Annotated in this window: 18 protein-coding genes, 1 tRNA gene and 2 pseudogenes; 6 read left to right on the top strand and 15 right to left on the bottom strand. The window is 38.3% G+C overall.

Translation table 11 applies throughout. The features are described 5' to 3' along the window. Both BHECKSOX2_RS06145 and BHECKSOX2_RS06140 read right to left on the bottom strand, forming a co-directional pair. Window positions 1-4,316: SpvB/TcaC N-terminal domain-containing protein (locus BHECKSOX2_RS06145; protein ID WP_180323683.1), on the bottom strand; the 4,316-nt coding region annotated here is incomplete at its 3' end. Window positions 4,317-4,344: 28 nt separating this feature from the next. Continuing rightward, on the bottom strand, window positions 4,345-4,893 hold the full coding sequence (locus tag BHECKSOX2_RS06140) for a restriction endonuclease subunit S domain-containing protein (protein WP_139682897.1): 549 nt from the start codon (window positions 4,891-4,893) through the stop codon (window positions 4,345-4,347). A gap of 257 nt (window positions 4,894-5,150) precedes the next feature. Here BHECKSOX2_RS06140 and BHECKSOX2_RS06135 point away from each other — a divergent pair, with 257 nt between their 5' ends. Together BHECKSOX2_RS06135 and BHECKSOX2_RS06130 are read left to right on the top strand one after the other, a co-directional pair. Continuing rightward, window positions 5,151-5,375, top strand: a complete 225-nt coding sequence (locus BHECKSOX2_RS06135; protein WP_139682896.1) for a hypothetical protein — start codon at window positions 5,151-5,153, stop codon at window positions 5,373-5,375. A gap of 120 nt (window positions 5,376-5,495) precedes the next feature. Further along, a complete protein-coding gene (locus tag BHECKSOX2_RS06130) occupies window positions 5,496-6,011 on the top strand; it encodes a transposase (protein ID WP_139682895.1) in 516 nt (171 codons plus the stop codon). Window positions 6,012-6,075: 64 nt separating this feature from the next. Here the strand turns inward: BHECKSOX2_RS06130 and BHECKSOX2_RS06125 are convergent, their stop codons facing one another. The 12 genes from BHECKSOX2_RS06125 to BHECKSOX2_RS06070 form a co-directional block, all read right to left on the bottom strand. Next, window positions 6,076-6,624, bottom strand: coding sequence for a ParA family protein (locus BHECKSOX2_RS06125; protein WP_139682894.1), 549 nt, complete (start codon window positions 6,622-6,624; stop codon window positions 6,076-6,078). 64 nt (window positions 6,625-6,688) lie between these two features. Then, a tRNA-Lys gene (locus tag BHECKSOX2_RS06120) sits at window positions 6,689-6,764 on the bottom strand. Window positions 6,765-6,801: 37 nt separating this feature from the next. Further along, a complete protein-coding gene (locus BHECKSOX2_RS06115; RefSeq protein ID WP_090718376.1) occupies window positions 6,802-7,080 on the bottom strand; it encodes an HU family DNA-binding protein in 279 nt (92 codons plus the stop codon). Window positions 7,081-7,101: 21 nt separating this feature from the next. Continuing rightward, on the bottom strand, window positions 7,102-8,850 hold the full coding sequence (gene rpsA / locus BHECKSOX2_RS06110; RefSeq protein WP_280953238.1) for a 30S ribosomal protein S1: 1,749 nt from the start codon (window positions 8,848-8,850) through the stop codon (window positions 7,102-7,104). Between the two features lie 29 nt (window positions 8,851-8,879). Then, complete coding sequence (gene cmk, locus BHECKSOX2_RS06105; RefSeq protein WP_139682892.1) at window positions 8,880-9,548, bottom strand: (d)CMP kinase; 669 nt, start codon at window positions 9,546-9,548, stop codon at window positions 8,880-8,882. Further along, window positions 9,545-10,582, bottom strand: coding sequence for an STAS-like domain-containing protein (locus BHECKSOX2_RS06100; protein ID WP_139682891.1), 1,038 nt, complete (start codon window positions 10,580-10,582; stop codon window positions 9,545-9,547). Before BHECKSOX2_RS06100 ends, cmk begins: the two co-directional genes overlap by 4 nt. A gap of 42 nt (window positions 10,583-10,624) precedes the next feature. Beyond that, on the bottom strand, window positions 10,625-10,966 hold the full coding sequence (locus BHECKSOX2_RS06095; RefSeq protein ID WP_139682890.1) for a MazG nucleotide pyrophosphohydrolase domain-containing protein: 342 nt from the start codon (window positions 10,964-10,966) through the stop codon (window positions 10,625-10,627). A gap of 61 nt (window positions 10,967-11,027) precedes the next feature. Continuing rightward, a complete protein-coding gene (gene lysS, locus BHECKSOX2_RS06090) occupies window positions 11,028-12,509 on the bottom strand; it encodes a lysine--tRNA ligase (protein WP_139682889.1) in 1,482 nt (493 codons plus the stop codon). A gap of 71 nt (window positions 12,510-12,580) precedes the next feature. Continuing rightward, window positions 12,581-13,489: a YdcF family protein gene (locus BHECKSOX2_RS06085; protein ID WP_139682888.1), complete on the bottom strand. Its 909-nt coding sequence runs from the start codon at window positions 13,487-13,489 to the stop codon at window positions 12,581-12,583. Window positions 13,490-13,495: 6 nt separating this feature from the next. Further along, window positions 13,496-14,173 carry a tetratricopeptide repeat protein gene (locus tag BHECKSOX2_RS06080; RefSeq protein ID WP_139682887.1) on the bottom strand — a complete coding sequence of 226 codons (678 nt, stop codon included), beginning with the start codon at window positions 14,171-14,173 and terminating at the stop codon, window positions 13,496-13,498. Further along, window positions 14,170-14,568, bottom strand: a complete 399-nt coding sequence (locus BHECKSOX2_RS06075; protein ID WP_090715056.1) for a secondary thiamine-phosphate synthase enzyme YjbQ — start codon at window positions 14,566-14,568, stop codon at window positions 14,170-14,172. Before BHECKSOX2_RS06075 ends, BHECKSOX2_RS06080 begins: the two co-directional genes overlap by 4 nt. Then, the gene (locus tag BHECKSOX2_RS06070) at window positions 14,565-15,017 is read right to left on the bottom strand and encodes a cytochrome c-type biogenesis protein (RefSeq protein WP_245391338.1); all 453 of its coding nucleotides are present in this window, start codon (window positions 15,015-15,017) and stop codon (window positions 14,565-14,567) included. Before BHECKSOX2_RS06070 ends, BHECKSOX2_RS06075 begins: the two co-directional genes overlap by 4 nt. Before the next feature lie 23 nt (window positions 15,018-15,040). Here BHECKSOX2_RS06070 and BHECKSOX2_RS06065 point away from each other — a divergent pair, with 23 nt between their 5' ends. The 4 genes and pseudogenes from BHECKSOX2_RS06065 (at window position 15,041) to BHECKSOX2_RS06045 (ending at window position 19,342) form a co-directional block, all read left to right on the top strand. Next, a complete protein-coding gene (locus BHECKSOX2_RS06065) occupies window positions 15,041-16,891 on the top strand; it encodes an ATP-binding cassette domain-containing protein (RefSeq protein WP_139682886.1) in 1,851 nt (616 codons plus the stop codon). A 6-nt stretch (window positions 16,892-16,897) separates the two neighbouring features. Then, window positions 16,898-17,437, top strand: coding sequence for a haloacid dehalogenase-like hydrolase (locus BHECKSOX2_RS06060; protein ID WP_090717757.1), 540 nt, complete (start codon window positions 16,898-16,900; stop codon window positions 17,435-17,437). A gap of 298 nt (window positions 17,438-17,735) precedes the next feature. Continuing rightward, window positions 17,736-18,710: pseudogene (locus BHECKSOX2_RS10265) on the top strand (IS256 family transposase). Between the two features lie 452 nt (window positions 18,711-19,162). Next, window positions 19,163-19,342, top strand: a complete 180-nt coding sequence (locus BHECKSOX2_RS06045) for a transposase (RefSeq protein WP_139682883.1) — start codon at window positions 19,163-19,165, stop codon at window positions 19,340-19,342. A gap of 73 nt (window positions 19,343-19,415) precedes the next feature. Here the strand turns inward: BHECKSOX2_RS06045 and BHECKSOX2_RS06040 are convergent. Then, a pseudogene (locus BHECKSOX2_RS06040) lies at window positions 19,416-21,383 on the bottom strand (hypothetical protein); the annotation flags it as partial.

The following is a 21,383-nucleotide window of genomic DNA, read 5'->3' as shown; positions in this document are numbered from 1 at the left end:
TCTAACAACTTGCTTAAATACTCCCAATCATAATCGGTAATTTGGGCTTTAGGTGCGCGCTTAGCCATGAGGTAGCCATATTGATTGTAGACATTCTCTACCTTGAAGTTTTGCGGACGAGTTTGGACGCTAAGGCGTGAATAACGGTCATAGGTGTTTGTGGTGGTGAGTGTCTCTCCATTGACGGTTAGGGTGGTTGATTTGACCCTGCCAAGTGCATCATAACTTAACTCTTTTTTATAACCATTTGGACCCTTGACAATAGAGAGTTTACCAGTGCCATTTGATTTGGTGTCGTAAGTCCAGGTGCTACTGCCTTCCGCTTCTGTTCTTTGGGTCATTCTGCCGAGTTTGTCGTAGGTCATGGTGCTGGTTTGTCCTTTGGCATCGGTTTGGCTGATGAGTTTGCCTAGGGCGTTATAGCTGTAAGTCCAAGTACCCATATCTGGGTCGTTCATCTTGGTCTTGTTGCCACTAATGTCGTATTCCATAGTGGTGGTAACACCACCTACAACGGTTTTGATTAGGTTGCCAACACTGTTGTAATGATGCGTAAGCCATGCATTTTTGGGTTCATCTATACGAATGACTTTACCAATGATATTTTTAGTGATGGTTTTTTGATATCCTAGGGCGTTGGTTGTAGTGGTGCTTAATCCATTATAGCTAGTAGCACTGGTGGCAGTTTTGCCATTGTCAGCGGGCTTAGTGGTGCTGATAAGTCGGCCAATGGCATCATACTTCATAGTAACAAAATACTTTTGTTCGTTTTCAAAGTATGGCAAGGATGCTTGCTTAATTCTACCCAGATCATCGTAATAAGTATCAGAGATGATCTTGCGTCCGTCAAACCCTGTGTGTTGTTCTTTAACTTTTTGGTTAAGGGCATTAAAGTAGGTGATTTCAGGAGAGGCGCCACTTGTTGTTGTGGTCATCTTGTAAATAATAGCATGTCTATAGCGATTCTCAAGGACTGTCCACCATTCATAATTGGTGGTGGTCGTTGTACCGTCGGCTCTAGTTTCTTTGGCTTGTCTACCGAGTGCATCATACTCCCAAATGGTCGTGAGACCATTTGGACCTGTCAAGGTTAAAACATTGCCTGTTTTGGTATCGAAGGTTTTGGTTTCAGAGTGTCCTAGAGCATTGGTGGTTTTGACTGGAAACTTGCCATCAGTAGAATACTCAACGGTTGTGCTTCTGCTCACAATACCGCTGCCTGTTATTGTACTTTTGGTTTTGTTGCCAAAACTGTCATATTTATAAGTAGTGGTAAGAGATTTATTAGTATTTGGCTCTATGGTTTCACTTTGTAGGAGTCCATCGCTGTTATAGGTAAAGTTTGAGGTGCGGGTAATGCTTGGGGTGTTTATTGCACCATGGGTCACTTTGGCAGTTTTCAATCTACCTAAATGCCATTTAGCGCTATCATTATCATAAGTATTTATTGTCTCTGTTGTGAAATTAATACTCATGGGATTAGTCGTAGGATACATAGCTGTTGTAGTTGATGTAAGATTATTGCTTGTAGTGCCAGTGCCAGCACCAGTAGGCTTATAATGAGCAACAGAAAGATGACCAATATTGCCATACTCATCAATATTTGAATTCATTATAGCGGTGGATTTGATTAGATCACCAGAAGTAAAACCATAAACATCGTTTCGGTTTGTATGTAGGTAAACTGAGTGGACTTTGCCACTATGACTAATGTTTTGCTTATATTGATTGATTTGTCTATTGAGTAATTGTTTTGTACCGTCACCATTATCAAGGTATTCTTCTATTAAGGAAACTTGCCCAGTATAAGGGTAATCTTGCCTATATTGAGTGCGAGTCAATTTTAGAGCGTGAGTCAGTTCAACATCATCTAAATAATCATCTCTGGCTTCAATCCAGCCAAAGCCTAAATTACCTCTGCCTTTAAGGTTGACTTTAGCATCACCATATTTGTAATAAGTAGCATCTTTCCAATTGAAGAGATTGGTTCTTGTTTCAACAGATGAAACCACTAGTCTGGCATTTTGAATATCAATGTTTGGATACGCACCATTTGTACCTTTAGTATAAACGGATGGGTCAGTAAGTGGTTTATAGTCAAGCCATGTAGTGGTGCCTGTACCTGTAATAATGCTTGTGAGTAGTGGTTTGCTAGTCATATTTGTCCAAGATTTGCAATCTCCTGTTGTATCACATTTTAAGAAATCAGGTAAGCCATCACCTGATACATCGACAATACGCACACCTGTATCAAAATTACCAGAGTCATTCCAATGAGAAATTGCTATTGGTGGTTTCCAGTTATCATTGCGTTGCCAACCTGAGCCTGTGTTTATCCAAGCTTTGCAAGCTCCTGTTGTGTCACATTTTAAGAAATCAGGCAGGCCTTCGCCTGTTATATCGACAATACGCACACCTTTGTCAATATTCTTAGAGCCATTCCAATGAGAAATTACCACTGGTGGCTTCCAGTTATCATTGCGTTGCCAACCTGAGCCTGTGTTTATCCAAGCTTTACAAGCTCCTGCTGTGTCGCATTGTAAATAATCAACCAAACCATCGCCATTCACATCTACAATACGAACACCATAATCCCTCGCAACTCCCGAATAATTACCGGTAATAGCTGTTTGGGGCTTGTAGGCATCATTACGCTTCCAACCTGTCCCTGTATTAATCCATGATTTACAATCAGTAACTGATCCTGATGATAACTCGCACTGTAAAAAATCAGGCAAGCCATCGCCTGTTACATCAACAATACGCACACCGTTGTCAATATTATTAGTGCCACTCATATAAGAAATTACCGCTGGTGGTTTCCAGTTATCATTGCGTTGCCAGCCTGAGCCAGTGTTTATCCAAGCTTTACACTGTCCTGCTGTGCTACATTTTAAGAAATCAGGCAAGCCATCGCCTGTTACATCAACAATACGCACACCGTTGTCAACACTCTTAGAATCACTCATATAAGAAATTACCGCTGGTGGTTTCCAGTTATCATTGAGCTGCCAACCTGAACCAGTATTTGTCCAGGCTTTGCAAGCTCCTGCTGTGTCACATTGTAAATAATCAACCAAACCATTGCCATTCACATCTACAATACGAACACCCTTACCGTTAAAAATCGTTTTAGGCTTGTAGGCATCATCGCGCTTCCAGCCTGCCCCTGTATTAACCCATGATTTACAATCAGCAACTGATGATGACGCACACTGTAAAAGATCAGGCAAGCCATCACCTGTTACATCAATAATACGCATCTTAGAAGAAATTACCGCTGGTGACTTCCAAGTATTATATCTATGCCACCTAGTAGGTTCTACATAACCGAATCTTTTCCAGCTAAATTTCATTTTTGGCAAATATTTACCACCTACATATTCTTGCAATGAAGCTAACTGAGTTCTTTTAGGGGGAGTATTGCTATATTGATATTCTAAGTTATAACTTCTTGTAAGGCTGTTTTTTGAATAAGTTGTTATTGCTTTTAAGCGTTTAGTTTGCGAATACTTGGCGCCTGCTTGGTAAGCTACAGACTTGTCTTTTCTATCTTCGTAGTTAAATCTCACTGAATTGTTGCTATAATTAATGCGACTAAGTGCATATTCGCCATTTGCATTATCTTCACTATAAACATAATTAATGGCGTTATCTGAAGCATCCGTGATTTTATTTACTGTCCAAAGCCTAACGAGACTCTTACCTTGTGCTTCAATCTTAGAATCATCCGTATTACCATACTCAAAGGTTTGTCCACTTTTGGTTTCAACCGTCCAATGATTGCCCGTGAATTTAACTCTACTAAAGCTCTCAATCTCAGTGCGATATTCTGAACCTGATTTACCATCTTGTCCACTAATGGCAATTAGGCGCTGGCCATCTAGGCAATATCTGTCATTATCATTATAACCAACCCCGCCTTTCATGCCATCAGTAGCAATGGTTTTACTACAACGATGGATGACAGATAAACCACTTAGGCCAAACCCTATGCCAAGCAAGCCATTGCCTGAATTAGAGTTATAATTAATTGAGAGCTCTGGCTTCATGCCACTGATACCCGGTGGCATAGTAATTGGAATGCTATAATTAGCAGCGCCTTGTTCTACACTAAGTGCACCTGCTGTAGAACCCACTAGAGCTGAAGTGTCAATAACAGGCAATGGTTCAGCACTAAAAGCTTGATAAGGGAATAGACTTGATAAGCCCAAGAACAGCGTTGTAAGGCTGGTGGCAAGTAGTGTTTTGATGCGTTTCAACAATGCTAGTGTGTTTATTGTAAATAGTTTGTTCAGCGTTTTAAGTCTTATCATTCTTTATCCTTTGTCATGTGTATTGTTATTACGGGTTTTGTTTTAAAGCTTCTAGTTGCGCTTTAATGTCTTTAATCTTTTGTTGCTGGGTAGCTCGTCGTTTGTCTAGTTCTTTTTGCTGTTGTTCGCTCAATGGCACCACTGGCAGATTTAGCCCAGCAATAAGACTGTCCATCTTAGCAATAATGCCGTCTGCCTCAGTAATGAGTGCATCCGTTTGTTTGATTTCCTCTTTATCTAAGGGTGGCAGTGGCTTAGGGAAGCCTGGTGGTAGGCGCGGGTCATTATTAGTAGCCTCGTTACTTACTTGGTTTGACTTGTTATTTGAATTGTTGCTTGGGTTAAATGGGTCTTGGGTTTGGTTGGTATTGGCTTGTGTATTGGTGTTAGTGTTGTTAGTGTTGTTACTGGGTGTTACTTGTGCGTGGTTATCAACTGAGGTATTTGTATTAGATGGGGTGATAACTGAAACACTAGATTGGGTATCTTGATTGTCTACATTTAAAGAAACAATAAGACCTGCTATTAACAAAATAAAAACAATGGAAATTAAAGATTTTTGTTGTGTTTGGGTCATTTATTAATGTTGTGTGTGAAACATAAGATTTGTGATTTGTGTAGTATAACTTATAATTATTTGATTTGCAACAAATGACGAAGGCGAATTCAACCCATAAGTGCAACACTCAATTAGTCGGCCAAAGGGTATATTAACCACTCTTTAATCCGACAAGAAAAAGGAGTGAAACATGCAAAAATATGGTTCTTTTGAAAACTGAGTGGGTAACCCTATTAAAATATACCCATAATTTCATACTCAAAAAGACATCTAAAATGCAAAATATATTCACCCAAGCGCTCGGAATCAACTCCCCATGGTTTATCAAAAATGTTGAATTTAACAACAAACAACTTAACATTCACATTGACTTCAAAAAAGGTAGTAAATGGACCAATAGTGACAAACATACAAAGGCTTATAGTGCCTACGACACTAAGATGAAGACATACCGCCATATGAACTTCTTTGAGCATGAATGCTACTTAGTCAACCCTTAAAAACCACACAACAAATTGATTTATAACAATAAAACCAACAATAACCATAGACAAATCAACCAACTTTTGCTAAAATACCTCTTATTTCTTGGTCGTTTTGCTTAAAAAAATGTTAACTAAATCCAGCCCAATATCCACCCAATCAAATCTTTTTCATTCAGAGCTCTTTTCTCAATTAGATGTCANGCCAGTCATGATAAAAATATTCACGACTCAAAAACCTTAAATGTTGCCATAAGCCATGCTAATAGCAACAGAAACAAACCCATCAAACAAGCGGTATGCGACCGAGGCTATGTTGGTGCAAAGGTAGTGCTCGGTGCAAACATCATTTTGCCTAAAAAAGCCCTTAAGCGAGACAATCGTTATCAACAAGACAAAAAGCGCAAACTGTGTAAAAGACGCGCAGCGATTGAGCCGATTATCGGACATCTTAAATCAGATTTTAGACTCTCTAGAAACCTACTCAAAGGGCAAGTTGGTGATGAGATTAATGTTTTAATGGCTGCCTGTGCTTGGAATTTGAGAAAATGGCTGGTGATAGCCACTATTTTTTTGTTTTGGCAAAAACTGGGCTTATTTTTTGTAAAATACCTAAGGTTTTTTGTGGTGCTGGATAAAAAGCAGTTTTGTTGATTTAGATGGTTGGAAAAATGGGGGGTTTGGTTTGTTTTGGTTGGAGTGGGTTTTTAAGGGGCGACTAAATAACACCAAATAGACTGGGGACATTAATACCCATATTCTTATAACTTTGAAGGTCTGAGAGCATTGATAGCGTGCCACGCTCAAGTTCTTTAATTACTGCCATTTCAGGTGGCATTGGTGAAATTAAAATATCTGCCGCCAAGACGGCAGCATCTTGTAAATTACCTTTAGCACCTTGAGTGTCTATTAGAATGTAATCGTATTCTTCAACAAGTTTATTAATTGCAATTTTTAACCTGAAACGACCATCCCCTTTGCTGGCAAGCCATGGCTGTAATTGATTACTGTGGTCGTTTGAATAAATTAAATCGCCATATTGTGTTTTACTAATACAGCTATTTACATTTTGAGGATCGGTCAAAATTTCAGTCAAGCCACCTTGGGCTTGTTCTAAAATTTTGTAATAGGAAGATAGACTGGGCTGAGGGTCAGCGTCTATCATTAGAACTTTCTTATCTATAGCGGATAAACATCCGCTTAGATTGGCTGTAAGTGTCGTTTTTCCGACACCGCCTTTAGTTGATACTATCGATATAACTTTCATAAACAATCCTCATTGTTTTCAGAGTGATGTTTATTGTTACTTATCTAACTTATCTAACTTAATATGGTGGGGCGTGAGCGATTTGAACGCTCGACCAGCGGATTAAAAGTCCGATGCTCTACCAACTGAGCTAACGCCCCATAAAAAAGTGAAATTATACATTAATACACTATCAAATTAACTCTTATTGACAACTTCTCTAAGTGATTTTCCTGACTTAAAAAACGGCATAAACTTCTCACCAACCTGCGTTCTTTCGTTGGTTCTTGGATTGATGCCTAAGCGTGCTTTTTTATGTTTTCTATAAAAACTACCAAAACCTCTGATTTCTACACCCTCACCAGAAGCAATACCTTTTGTTAATGCCGTTAAAATAGCATCTACACACATTTTTACTTCTATTTTAGAGAGCACAGAGTCCTCTGATAATTTAAAAATAAGGTCAGTTTTTTTCATATATTCAAATCAAAAATAACTTTAATCTTTAGCTTTCTTTAATAAATCACCTAAAGTTGCGCCTTCTACCGCATCAGACGACTGCTTATTGTAGTCTTCCATTGCTGCTTTTTCTTCAGCAGAATCTTTCGCTTTGATACTAACAGTAATATTACGAGATTTTCTGTCAATATTAACAATTGCTACTTCAATTTCATCAGCAACTTTAAAAATAGTACTTACATCATCAACACGCTCTGTTGAGATTTCACCCGCTTTCAAATAACCAGTGATGCCTTCTGCCAATGTAATAACTGCACCTCTTGAGTCCACTTCAGCAACCACACCTTTAACGATAGCGCCTTTCTTGTGTAACGAAGCGTAAGACATAAAGTCATCTTCATCTAATTGTTTAATACCTAAGGAGATGCGCTCTTTCTCAGCATCAATATTTAGAATAATAACATCAAATTCTTGTCCTTTAGAATAATTAGAAACCAATTCATCTGCAGGTAACTTTTCCCAAGAAATATCTGCTAAGTGGATTAAACCATCAATACCGCCTGGAAGTCCAACAAATAAACCAAAGTCTGTAATTGACTTAACATTAACACCAATCTTATCGCCCTTATTGTGTGTTGCTTCAAATGCTTCCCAAGGATTTTCTTGTGCTTGCTTCATTGATAATGAAATACGGTGCTTAGACTCTTGAACATCCAACACAACCACATCAACTTCTTGACCTAATTTAACAAACTTAGATGGGCGGGCATTGGCATTTGTCCAATCCATTTCTGAAACATGCACCAAACCTTCAACCCCCTCTTCAATACGCACAAATGCACCATAATCTGTCAGGTTAGAAACCGTGCCTGAAACCTTCTTACCTAATGGCAGACGATCAGAAATGTTATCCCAAGGGCTTGCTGTTAATTGCTTAAGGCCTAGCGATACACGCATCTTCTCTTTATCGCAATTAAGCACCTTAACTTTAATTTTGTCACCAATGTTCAACTTCTCAGACGGGTGATTAACACGCTGCCATGAGATATCAGTAATATGTAATAAACCATCAATACCACCAAGATCAACAAATGCACCGTAATCTGCAAGGTTCTTAACCACACCTTCAATTTCCACACCTTCTTCAAGTGTCTCAAGTAAAGCTTCTCTGTCTGCAGAATTCGCTTCTTGCATAACTGCTTTTCTAGAAATAACAATATTGTTTCTAACTTCATCCATCTTAATAACAATCGCTTCAACTTCTTGACCAATTAAATACGCAAAATCTTTAACTGGATGAGTATCCACCAATGAACCTGGTAGGAACGCTTTAACAACACCAATATCAACTGTCAAACCACCTTTAACAGAGCCAGTAACAACACCAGTTACTACTTCTTTAGCATTCATTGCAGTTTCAAGTGACTGCCACAATTTAATACGCTTGGCTTTTTCACGAGATAATAGAGTATGACCTAAGCCATCATCAATAGACTCCAAAGCAACTTCTACGACATCGCCTTCTTGAATTTCTAATTCACCTTTGGCATCTTTAAATTGGTCTAGAGATATAAAGGCTTCTGATTTTAGTCCAACACTGATAACCGCTTTTTCGCGATTGATGCTAACGACAGTACCCATTAATAAGGCACCTATTTTGGTATTTTGTTGTTCTACGCTATTTTCAAATAGCTCTGCAAATGATTCTGACATATTGTTTTTTTTTTGATATTGACCGCTAAATAATCCAACAACGGTATAAAGTTGGTATTTGTCGGGTTGGTTTATTTATAAAATCTGACCGCTCAGATTTTAACCTATTGTTTTACTAATTTGCTCACCTGAGCAATCACTTCATCAATTGACAACTCAGTGGTATCAATAATAAAAGCGTCATTGGCAGGCTTCAGTGGCGAGTTTTTGCGAGAAGAATCTCGCTCATCTCTTGCCACCACATCTGCCAAGATTTGCGAAATTATACCCGTAGTGCCTTGTGCTTGCAATTGTTTTAAGCGTCTTTGTGCGCGTTCTTTGCTACTTGCCGTTAAAAATACTTTGAACGGCGCCTCAAAAAATACCACTGTACCCATATCACGCCCGTCTGCAACTAGCCCTGGTGTGTTTTGTGCGAAGTCTTGTTGACGCTTTAATAATGCTGAACGCACCACACCGATAGAAGCAATTTTAGATGCCATCTCACCCGTTTGTTCAGTGCGCAGGATTTTAGACACATCTTTGCCATCCAAAAAGACACTAACCAATTCACTATCCTCTTCGGTCTTAAATGTTAAATCAAGTGTTTGTGCAATGTCTTCTAAAGCATCTTCATCACCAATATTTATCCCTCTAGCATCAACTGCCAAAGCAAAAGCACGATAAATCGCGCCAGAATCTAATAAGCTCCAGCCCAATTTTTGTGCCATCACTCGAGCTACTGTACCCTTACCGACACCACTTGGCCCATCAATCGTTAAAATATTATTCATTTTTTCACCCTCTTTATCATTTTTTCAACTTCAACATCTGCGTTTACATAGTCAAAACTTATCTGTGGATTTTTATTGGGATAAACTCGAAACAGCTCATCGGCAAACCCTTGTCCGATACTTCCAATGCCTTTAAAATCAAAAGTTACAAATTTGAACTCTTCTAGACGATTAGTCGCCTGCTTAGCTTGTGACCTTGAAACCAGATTTTGCTTTTCATTAACCAAATAAAGTGACACAATAGTAGTGTCAAATTCAAATTCTGGTGCTTTAGCAAATTTATCAAACACATCTTTTAATTTGGTTGTGCTTGACAATTTGATTGACATACGAACAGCTGTTGAAAAACCTAAATCATCGCCCATTTTAAATACTTTTTCAAAACCATATTTTTCCAAATTAATTTCAGTATTATTGTTAAAATTGTAAAGATGATTATTTGAATAAATAGCAAAAAAATCAAAAGCCTCTATTGAAAAGAATATATCCAGTCCAGTGTGGTTTTCATCATCTGTTGTCAGCTTACCTCTAGATAACTCTAAAACAACTCGTTGGTCACTATCAAAGTCTTTAATTCTTTTGATTCTATTAAAAATACCTTCACCATCATCGCAAATAGTCAAGAATAATTCTTTCTCTTTTATACTTAAAACAATAAAAACTGTTTTGGCTTGAGCGTGGTCTATAGCATTATTTAAAATCTCGGTAAAACCCCAATCAACAATTTCTTGAATATTTTTTGGGGCGTTTTCTACCACCCATTTAAAATCTTGGCTGTAAACATCAAATTCGTCAATTTTTTTATCTAATTTTATTATTTTTGACTGCTGACGAATTTCACCCAACTGATAATTTTTATTTTTAGTCTTGCCAAAAGAGGTTAGAAAGCCTTCTTCTTCCAAGACTCTCAAATATTTATTAACCGCCTGTCTACTAATATTGAATTGCCGTTGAATATGGTTGTTTAAATCAACAATATCACTACGAAGCGCATCAATAATTTTTTTACGAATTTCTAAAGTAGATTGGTGCATAACTTGATTGTCAACTAAAATAAAACAATTATCAACTAAAAGTTAATTTTTATCAATCCCTTTAAATTCTGATACTCGGATTTTGCCGTTTACCATCTTTGATTTGCGTTTGTTGATTTTTTCCATCTTCTGCCAAAACGCTTCATTCAAATCAAATTCAGCACTAATCGCTGTGCCCATTAATAAAATTAATAAATCTGCCGATTCTTCAGCTAAATCTTGTTTAGATTTTCCCTTGGTGACGCAAGCCGATATCTCACCTAACTCTTCTGCCATTAACGCCACTCGATAAGCCAAGTCTTCGCCGCCATTGTTTTTAAAATCGTGTTTGTCATGAAAGGCTTGCACTGTAACAAGCATTGATTGGTAGGAATCTTGATTCATTGTTTTCTTTATGTTTTTTAATTTTAAATACCTAGCATACTAGAAAGTGAAAAGATGATACTTAAGATTCGGGTTTCATGTGTGGGAACAGCAACACATCTCGAATAGAAGGTGAGTCGGTGAATAACATCACTAAACGGTCAATACCGATACCCTCACCTGCGGTTGGAGGCATCCCATACTCCAGTGCACGAATATAATCGCTGTCATAGTGCATCGCTTCATCATCGCCTGCATCTTTCTCCAGCACTTGCTTTTTAAAACGCTCAGCTTGGTCTTCAGCGTCATTTAACTCAGAAAAACCGTTGGCAATTTCACGACTACCAATGAACAATTCAAATCTATCGGTAATAAATGGGTTGTCATCATTGCGACGCGCTAAGGGTGATACTTCAGTTGGATACTCGGTGATGAAAGTTGGTTGTATTAGTTTCCCCTCTACCGTGGCTTCAAAAATCTCAATTTGGATTTTACCTAAGCCCCAACTTTCTTTAACTTGAATGCCTAATTTTTTGGCAGTGGTGCTAGCGTTATCTTCAGCTAAATCCTCTGCACAAAGCTCTGGATTGTACTGCAAAATTGAATCAAACACACTAATGCGCTCAAAGGCTTTAGAAAAATCAAATTCATCGCCTTGATATTGAATGGTAGCACTACCGCAAACATCAGTGGCAATACCTTTAAACAGGTTTTCGGTTAAATCCATTAAATCGTGATAAGTGGCATATGTCTGATAAAACTCAATCATCGTAAATTCTGGATTATGGCGTGTGGACAAGCCTTCATTTCTAAAATTACGATTGATTTCAAATACTCTATCCATACCACCAACAATCAAACGCTTAAGATAGAGTTCGGGAGCAATACGCAAGAACATTTGCATATCTAGCGCATTGTGATGCGTCTCAAACGGTTTGGCAGTTGCCCCACCTGGAATGCTTTGCAACATCGGTGTTTCCACTTCCATAAAATCATTTTTATCAAAGAAATGTCGGATATAGCTAACAATTTGACCACGACGCTTAAAAACATCGCGTGAGTCTTGATTCATAATTAAATCAACATAACGCTGACGATAACGAGTCTCTTGGTCGTTCAAACCATGAAACTTTTCAGGTAAGGGTTGTAGAGACTTAGTCAGTAATTTTATCTCGCTGACACGCACTGATAATTCACCAACTTTAGTTTTAAATAATGTGCCTTTAACGCCAACAATATCGCCAATATCCCATTTTTTAAACTGTTCATTGTAAAAGCCCTCAGGCAATTCATCACGGGTAACAAATAATTGAATCTGAGCGCTGCTATCTTGAATGTGTGCAAAACTCGCCTTGCCCATCACGCGTTTAAGCATAATGCGCCCTGCCATTGAAACTTCAATAGCTTTCTCATCTAACGCTTCTTTAGAAACAGACCCATAAGACGCTGAAACATCTTTGGCAAAATCCTTCGGCTGAAAATTATTAACAAATGGATTGCCTGACTCTCTCAAGGTGGCTAATTTTGACCTTCTTTCTGCCACTAACTTATTATCTTCATTCATTTTTTTACCCTTAAATTTATTATAATTTTATTACAAGATGGGTATTTTACAAGCAAATGACAACAAAAACTTTAACAGTGTGGCAATAGTATTCGCAAAATATCATAGCGATCTTGGTATAGATTATGGTTTTTCAAAAGCTCTATTAAGCTTTGCATATCGTCTATTGAGTGCTTTTTAGGGTTGTTAAATACGCTAAGAGCTTGCATGGCGTTTAATTCGGTAGAGAGTTCGTGCTCAGATAAAAATTCTACCTGAGCATCAGTAGCAGTAGCAGGACCTTGAGCACAAAAATTAAAGCTAGATTTGGACTCTAAACTATTAAAAATAGTTTTGAAATAGTACAGAGCACGAGGTAAATGAAATTTAGAAGTGATAATCTCAATATTTTTAATGGCGCTAAGTTTGCTATATTGACGCAGAATTATTTTTGAAAATAAAGCGTTAGCAATAGTATCCATAGATAAAGTTTCTAAAATAATTTCGTTTTTAATGCCAGATTTTTTGAGCTGACTGTGTATGTAATCACCCTCTGTCATATTAATATTAAAACCGCCGCCACTTAATAAAATAGGAGTGCTAGGATGTTGATTGGCAATTTGAATAGCATAAGATATACGCTTATCAAGACTGGGACGATTACAACCTAAAACAACAATTAAGTCTGGATGCTGGCTAATAGATTTCTCACCAATGATAGCATTAGACTTGAAATAATGGATATAAAAATTTAGTATGATTTTTTTTTGCTGGTTAAGATGTATCTGAGTTTTTTTAACAAGCATCTGCATAGTCTTGTAATTAGACTGAGCAAAAATTTTTGAAAATTGTTTGACTTGAACAATATCATTGTTAACTGTGACCAATGCAATGTCTAATGTATTGTTATCTAAGAGTTTTTGGCATTTTTCAGGCGTATAAATAATGTCGTTGAATGAGGACAAATAGGTAATTAATGTGTTATTTTCTCGAATATTCATACTTTCTTAATGTGTTTTGCATAGCGCCTCTTGGCTTTCTAAATCTTGCTGTGCTAATATTTTTGCCCTATCTAAATCTTGCTGTGCTTGGTCTGATTTTCCCAGTCGCTTAAGCAAAGTGCCACGATTATAATAGGCTTGATAAAAATTTGTGTCTAATTCAATGGCTTTTGACAAATCTTTATATGCTAAATCCTCTTTTCCTAACTTCAAAAACGCATTACCACGATTGTAAACAGCAGCGATATAACCTTTATCTAGCTCAATGGCTTTAGAATATGCCTCAATCGCTTCAGTGGTTTTTTCCAATCTATCGTAACAATTACCCAAATTATTAAATGCACCACAATCTTTGCTGTTTAGCGCTAAGACACTTTCAAAGTGTGTAATTGCTAGCTCAAAGTCTTCTTTCTTTTGTGCCATATGCGCCAAACAAAAATGCGCCTCGCTACTATTCGGATTAGCCTTGATGGCATTTGAAATACTCTCAATCGCCAAATCATCATTACCTTGTAATTGGTGTAAACGCCCCAAACTTAGATGTGCATTGGCTCTCAAATATTTATCCGTGGACGGGTGGTTAATCAATGCATTCCATGCTTGAATTGCCAAAGATATCTCGTCATTTTTTTGGTGTGTATAGGCTGCTACCATTAAATCACTGAGCTCAGTTTCACTACTCATAAGAGTGTTATGAGTAGTTTTCTGTTATTTTCATCACCACGATGCTCATACAAAAACAAGCCTTGATATTTACCCAGTGCTAATTTGTTATCAACCACAGGGATGGTTTTTGACTCGCCTGTGAGAATGCTGCGAATATGCCCTGACATATCAAAATCGCCTTCATTGTTATGACGATAGTTTGGGTTGGCATCTGCGATAGTGTCTTGAAAATAACCTTCAACATCTAAGAGCAAGTTCGCATCTTCATTGCCAGTAATTATGAGTGATGCCGAGGTATGTGTGACAAATATATGACACAACTGTGCGTCACTTTGCTCAGCAACTATTTCATTGACTTGCTGAGTGATTTCAATCGCACCACGACCGTTAGTTCTAACGATTAGCTCTTTCATTTAAGTAAATTCTTAGCCTTAGTCGTATCCATTTTAACAGGTTCTTTTTTAGTGTTAAAAGTGCGAGCAAGAAAGAATACAGCAAACAGTAAAAAGATAAACGGCGCAAACCATAACAAATAAGTGTCCTTATTCATAGGTGGTTTAAACACGACAAAATCGCCGTATCTATCGGTCATAAATCTACGAATATCATCATCGGTTTTTTGCTTTAAAATTAACCCCCTAACCTTTTCTCTTAAATCTTTGGCTAATCCTGCATTTGAACCACCGATACTTTGCCCTTGACATACAGGGCAACGAATCTCATTAATTAAATTGTGGTAGCGCCGTTCTTGTTTTGGCGTGGTAAAACTGGTGACATCAATACTCTCATCAGCATAAATAGGATTAATAAGTGTTAACAGTAGTAAAAATTGAATAAAATAACGCACAATAAAATAACACATAATAAATTGAATAATTTTAACCTATGCCACTGATTACACTTGACAATCTTTCTCTTAGTTTTTCTGAAAAACCTATCTTAAATGAGGTTAGTGCGACTATTTTAAAAGGTGAAAAAATTGCACTAATTGGTCGCAATGGTGAGGGGAAATCAACCTTTATGCGTGTTTTAGCAGGTGAGATTGAGCCAGATGATGGAAAACTAAAAGTTAAAAACGGCATTAAAATCAGCTATCTAGAGCAAACACCGCCCGAGAACAATGACAAGAATTTATTTGATATTGTTGCTGAGGGTTTGGGTGATATTGGGATGACACTCATACAATATCAACACTTAATGGCAGATGGGGAATTAGACCAAGCTACTAAATTACAAGAAAAAATTGACCAATTGGATGCTTGGCAGTACCTACACAAAATCGAAACCATTTTGCAACGCTTCACCTTAAGTCCAGAGGCAATTTTATCTACTTTATCAGGCGGTTGGCGCAGGCGCGTAATGTTGGCAAAGGCCTTAATACAAGAGCCCAATATCTTACTACTAGATGAGCCAACCAACCATATGGATATCACCGCTATTCTTGATTTGGAGAAAATGCTCAGAGATTTTCATGGCACTTTAGTGCTCATTAGTCACGACCGATCTTTTGTCGCTGGTATTGTCAATAAAGTATTTGACCTTGACCGTGGCAATTTAAATATATTTGAATGTGGCTATCAGGATTATGTCAAACGCAAAGACAATCTACTCAACTCAGAGGAATTAGCCAACCAAAGATTTGACAAAAAACTCGCACAAGAAGAAGTCTGGATTCGTCAAGGTATTAAGGCAAGAAGAACGCGTAATGAAGGCAGAGTACGCTCCTTACAAGAGATGCGAGCCTCCTTTGTTAATCGTCGTCAAAAGCAAGGAAAAGTCAAAATACACTCAGTAGCAGAAGACGAAAAACGCGCCTCAAAACTGGTGTTTGAAGTCAAAAAAATATCTTATAAAATCAACGATTTAGAGCTGATCAAAGAATTTTCTATGCTGATTTTAAAAGGTGAGAAAATCGGTATTATTGGTGGTAACGGCACAGGTAAATCTACTTTTATTAAGTTGCTACTTGACGAATTACAACCTGACAGTGGCACGATTCGTCGCTCTAAAACCATTAAATTAGCCTACTTTGACCAAATGCGTGAAAATCTTGAGCCAAATATGAAAGCCATGGATTTTGTCTCAGGTGGTCGAGAACGGATTGATATTGGCGGCAAAAGCAAGCATATTATTGGTTATCTGCGCCAATTCTTATTCACTGGTAAGCAAGCGATGGCACCCATTAGAATGTTTTCTGGTGGTGAAAAAAATCGCCTAATGCTCGCTAAAATTCTCTCGCAACCTGCTAACTTATTAGTGCTTGACGAACCCACCAATGACCTTGATGTAGAAACTTTAGAACTCTTAGAAGAGATGTTAGTGGACTACACAGGTACACTGATTTTAATCTCACATGACAGAACTTTTCTTAACAATGTCGTTGGCTCTACGGTTGTCATGGATGGTGATGGTATTATTGAACAATATGCAGGTGGTTATGATGATTATTTATTGCAAAAACAAGACACTCTAAATAAAAAAGGAAAGACCAAAACCAAACAAACCAAGCAAGCCGATGATGCGTCAAAGAAAAAACTCACTTATAAGCAACAACAAGAACTCACCACACTACCTGAGAAAATCGAAAAAGCAGAGATTGAAATCGGAGAAATACAACTAAAACTCTCTGACCCTGAGTTTTTCCAGCAAGACGAATCGCAAGATGCACTTATCCGCCTCTCTCGCTTGGAAGCCGACTTAGAGCGCTATTATGAAAAATGGAGTGAACTGGAATAATCAACAATGAATAAAAATATCCCTTTAATTGTCGATCTAGACCATACGCTGATTGATACCGATTTACTATTTGAATCTTCTATTGCAACGCTAAAAAAAAGCCCTTGGCTAATAGCGCTATATCCATTTTGGCTACTACAAGGCAAAGGTTACCTCAAAGAACAACTCATCAAGCATTGCGATATCGACATCAGCACCCTGCCCTATAACCAAACTACCATTGACTATATTAATAAGTGTAAAAAAGAAGGTGTGCAAGTTATCCTTGCCACTGCCTCTCACGGGTTTTACGCACGCAAAGTAGCCAAACATACAGGTTTATTTGACGATGTAATGGCAAGCAACAAACACTTTAACCTCTCTTCACACAATAAAGCTGATAAGCTAATTGAGCGTTTTGGCAAGCAAGGCTTTGACTATATCGGTGACCATATGCGTGATTTACCTGTGTGGCAAGCCTCAAACTTAGCTATCCTAACGAATGTATCAAATAAAGTTATTCGTAAAACACAGCATTTAAACACTTTGGTTTTATCGAGAAAATAAAAATTACTTTCAAAATAGCCTAACACCATTAACTTTTCAAGTCTGTAGCAATAATGCCAATTAAACGGATGATATCCCCCTTTATCTAAATGAATTATGATTAAAAATCTATCTATGCTTGAATAATACTGCCAACAATACCTAAGGAGATCTTTGCATAAATAGCGTGCATGAGTTAATCTCAACTTACGGTATGGAAGCTATACCACAAGCCATGGAGATATTGTTTAATCAGGCTATGCGACTAGAGCGAGAACAACACCTAGGTGCTGGGCACTATTAGCGTAGTAACGATCAATTGGATTATGCTAATGGTTACAAACCAAAACGCATTAAGACGCGTATTGGTCAGTTAGATTTATCTGTGCCACAAACACGAGACAGTGGTTTTTATCCCAATTGTTTAGAGAAAGGCTTGCGCTCCGAGCGCGCACTAAGTATTGCCCTAAGTGAGATGTACATCAATGATGTTAGCACTCGTAAGGTTAATAATATTGTTGAACAAATATGTGGATTTGAAGTCTCTGCACAGATGGCGTCAAACACTTCAAAAGAGCTAGACGCAAGCCTTTCGGATTGGCGCAATAAAAGAGATTATTTATTGGTTGATGCTAGGTATGAGCAAGTGCGTGCAGATGGTATGGTTAGAGACTGTGCTGTGTGTGATTGCCATTGGTAAGGTAAACGAGAAGTATTGGGCGCTCAGGTTAGCCTGAGTGAAGCTGAAATGCACTGGCGTGAGTTCTTTAAAGATTTACATAAACGAGGCTTGCACGGGGTAAAATTAACGGTTAATGATGCACATCATAGCATTAAGGTTGCACGCAAAGCAGTTATGCCTAATGTTGCTTGGCAATGTTGTCAGTTCCACTTACAGAAAAATGCACAAAGCTATGTCACAAAGCGCGACCTTAAGAGTAAAGTTGCCTGCGATATCCAAGCAATCTTTAATGCAACCAATCAAAATGACGCCAAGCATCAGCTTGATTTATTTGTTGAGCGTTATAAAAAGTCTATACCAAAGCTCAGTCAGTGGGCTGAGAATAATACCCCAAAAGATTTAACGGTATTTGGCAGGGGCTTATGTGAATTTAATAAAAAACGCCTCAGAACAAGTAATATAATTGAACGGCTTAATCAAACGGTTAAACAACAAACCAAAATAGCAAATATATTTGCTAATAAGGAATCTTGTCTAAGGCTGGTGTCTGCCATTGTCATAGAAGCATCGGAACAGTCGATTAGTGGCAGAATATATTTAAAAGTAGAATAGAGTAAATGGAGATGGAATAGATTTCAATTTACAGAAAGAATTTTACTTTACCAATAAACTACTGTCTTCTATCTAATTAGATTTTATGTTAATTAGAAAAAAACGAGTGAACCTATGTTATTCATGGCTTCACCATTAGACTTTTAAAGAATTAAAAGCCACCACCAGTCATCTAGTGCAAAAGCACTATATTCGTGTGCGAATGCGAATGCATTGAATGAGAATAAAGTAACGAACGAGATAAGTAATTTTTTCATAAGTACAACTCCTTTTTTTAATTAAATTTTAAATTTTCGATACATAACAGCATAAGCACAACATATATGTTATATGAACCATTATATAGAGACTTTTGCATAACTCATAATATAAAACCCCAACAATTTCAGACAACAATTTAAACTTTCTTATTTCGAACGAGTTAAACTAAACAAAAAAATCGGAGTAAAAAAATGAGTAAAAAACGAACAAAATATACCTCAGCATTCAAGACTAAATTAGTACTTGAATTACTACAAAATGAAAGCACCATAGTGCAGATTGCCAGCAAGCATAATATTTTGCCTCAGAATCTACAAAATTGGAAGAAGACTTTCCTTGCTAACGCAGAGATTGCCATGGAGCCACTTTAGTAGCGACACGAAAGAATAGGGTGTTACATTTTTGTCAAACCTTATTATCTATTATCTGGCTTATGTCTATATCCTAAAGCATTACAATCTCTTGCTGAACCCAAAGTTCAACACCAGCATGTGTATTGGCGTCACTATGAGTGTAAACATCATAAGTGATACCATCAACAGTCTTATCAATTGTTGAATCACTAAAACCAGCAGCATTTACTTTATCGCTGTTATCACCCAATACTTTAAGAATATTAGTGCTACTAGAAGCGTGTAATAAATCATCTAAATTGAGTTTTAGGGTGTTTTCACCTGAGCCTGTAATATCAATAACTTCAATGTCTTGGATGCGTTTGTCGTTGATCTTGGTTAGATCTAGAGTTAAGTCTGCACCTTCTAATACAAGGGTATCAATACCGCCACCGCCATCCACACGGGCACGGTTGCCTGCGCCGGTTTGTTCTAGTGCGACGATGTTACCGAAATTAATGTGAATACTGTCTTTACCTAAGCCTGCGTTAAACACATCCATGCCACCGTTGCCTGTTAGGGTGTCGTCGCCTGCGCCGGCAACAAAGATTTCATCGTTATAGGTGCCTGTGAGTGTGTTGGCATTCTTGTCGCCTAAGTAGTCAATAGCGTATTTGGAATCACCGCTCAAATTTGCTAAGTCTATGGCATCGGTGTCGGTTTTGCCGAAGATGACATAAGATTTACCTGCAGATAGTCTGCCATTTGGGTCGGCCTGATAGCTACTAACAATCAAATCATCCAAGCCATCGCCGTTGACATCGCCTGCGCTGGAGACTGAGTAGCCATTTTGATCACCCGCCGCCTCACCATTAATCACAAAGCCCCCTAAAGGGTTGTTTGCATTAGCAATGGTGCTCAGATCAATAGCACTACCGTTGGCTTTGCCAAACACAACATAAGATTTACCTGCTTCTGATTTTCCACTTGGATCGGCATACCTAGCACCCACAATCAAATCATCCAAGCCATCGCCGTTGACATCGCCTGCGCTGGAGACTGAGTAGCCACTACGATCATACGCTGCATCACCATTAATTACAAAGCCCCCTAAAGGGTTACTTGCATCAGCAATGGTGCTTAGATTAATAGCACTACTGTCCGCTTTACCAAACACAACATAAGATTTACCTGCATGTACTTTACCACTTGAATTGACTTTAAAGGCACCCACAATCAAATCATCCAAGCCATCGCCGTTGACATCGCCTGCGCTGGAGACTGAGCAGCCACTATTATCATTCGTTGTCTCGCCATTAATCACAAAGCCCCCTGTAGGGTTGCTTGCATCAGCAATGGCACTTAGATCAATGGCACTGCTGTTGGCTTTACCAAACACAACATAAGATTTACCTGCATATGATTTGCCACTTGGAGCAGCAGCACTCGCACCTACAATCAAATCATCCAAGCCATCGCCGTTGACATCGCCTGCGCTGGAGACTGAGATGTTACTATAACCATGCTCTGACTCGCCATTGATAACAAAGCCCCCTGTGGGATTGCTTGCATCAGCAATAGTGCTTAGATTAATGGCATTGCTGTTGGCTTTACCAAACACAACATAAGATCTAGCCAGTTCAGCATCGTAATCGTAGGCACCAACAATCAAATCATCTAAGCCATCGCCGTTGACATCGCCTGCGCTGGAGACTGAGAAGCCACTTTGGTCACCCGCCGCCTCGCCATTAATCACAAAACCCCCTGTAGGGTTGCTTGCATCAGCAATAGTGCTTAGATTAATGGCATTGCTGTTGGCTTTACCAAACACAACATAAGATTTACCTGTACTTGAATTGGCACCCCGAGCACCCACAATCAAATCATCCAAGCCATCGCCGTTGACATCGCCTGCGCTGGAGACTGAGAAGCCACTAGAATCACCTACTGCCTCACCATTAATCACAAAGCCCCCTAAAGGGTTGTTTGCATTAGCAATGGTGCTCAGATCAATAGCACTACCGTTGGCTTTGCCAAACACAACATAAGATTTACCTGCTTCTGATTTGCCACTTGGATC

Origin of the sequence: thiotrophic endosymbiont of Bathymodiolus puteoserpentis (Logatchev) (assembly GCF_900127505.1) — a bacterium.
GTDB lineage: Bacteria > Pseudomonadota > Gammaproteobacteria > PS1 > Pseudothioglobaceae > Thiodubiliella.
This window is presented reverse-complemented; position numbering and strand designations above follow the sequence as displayed.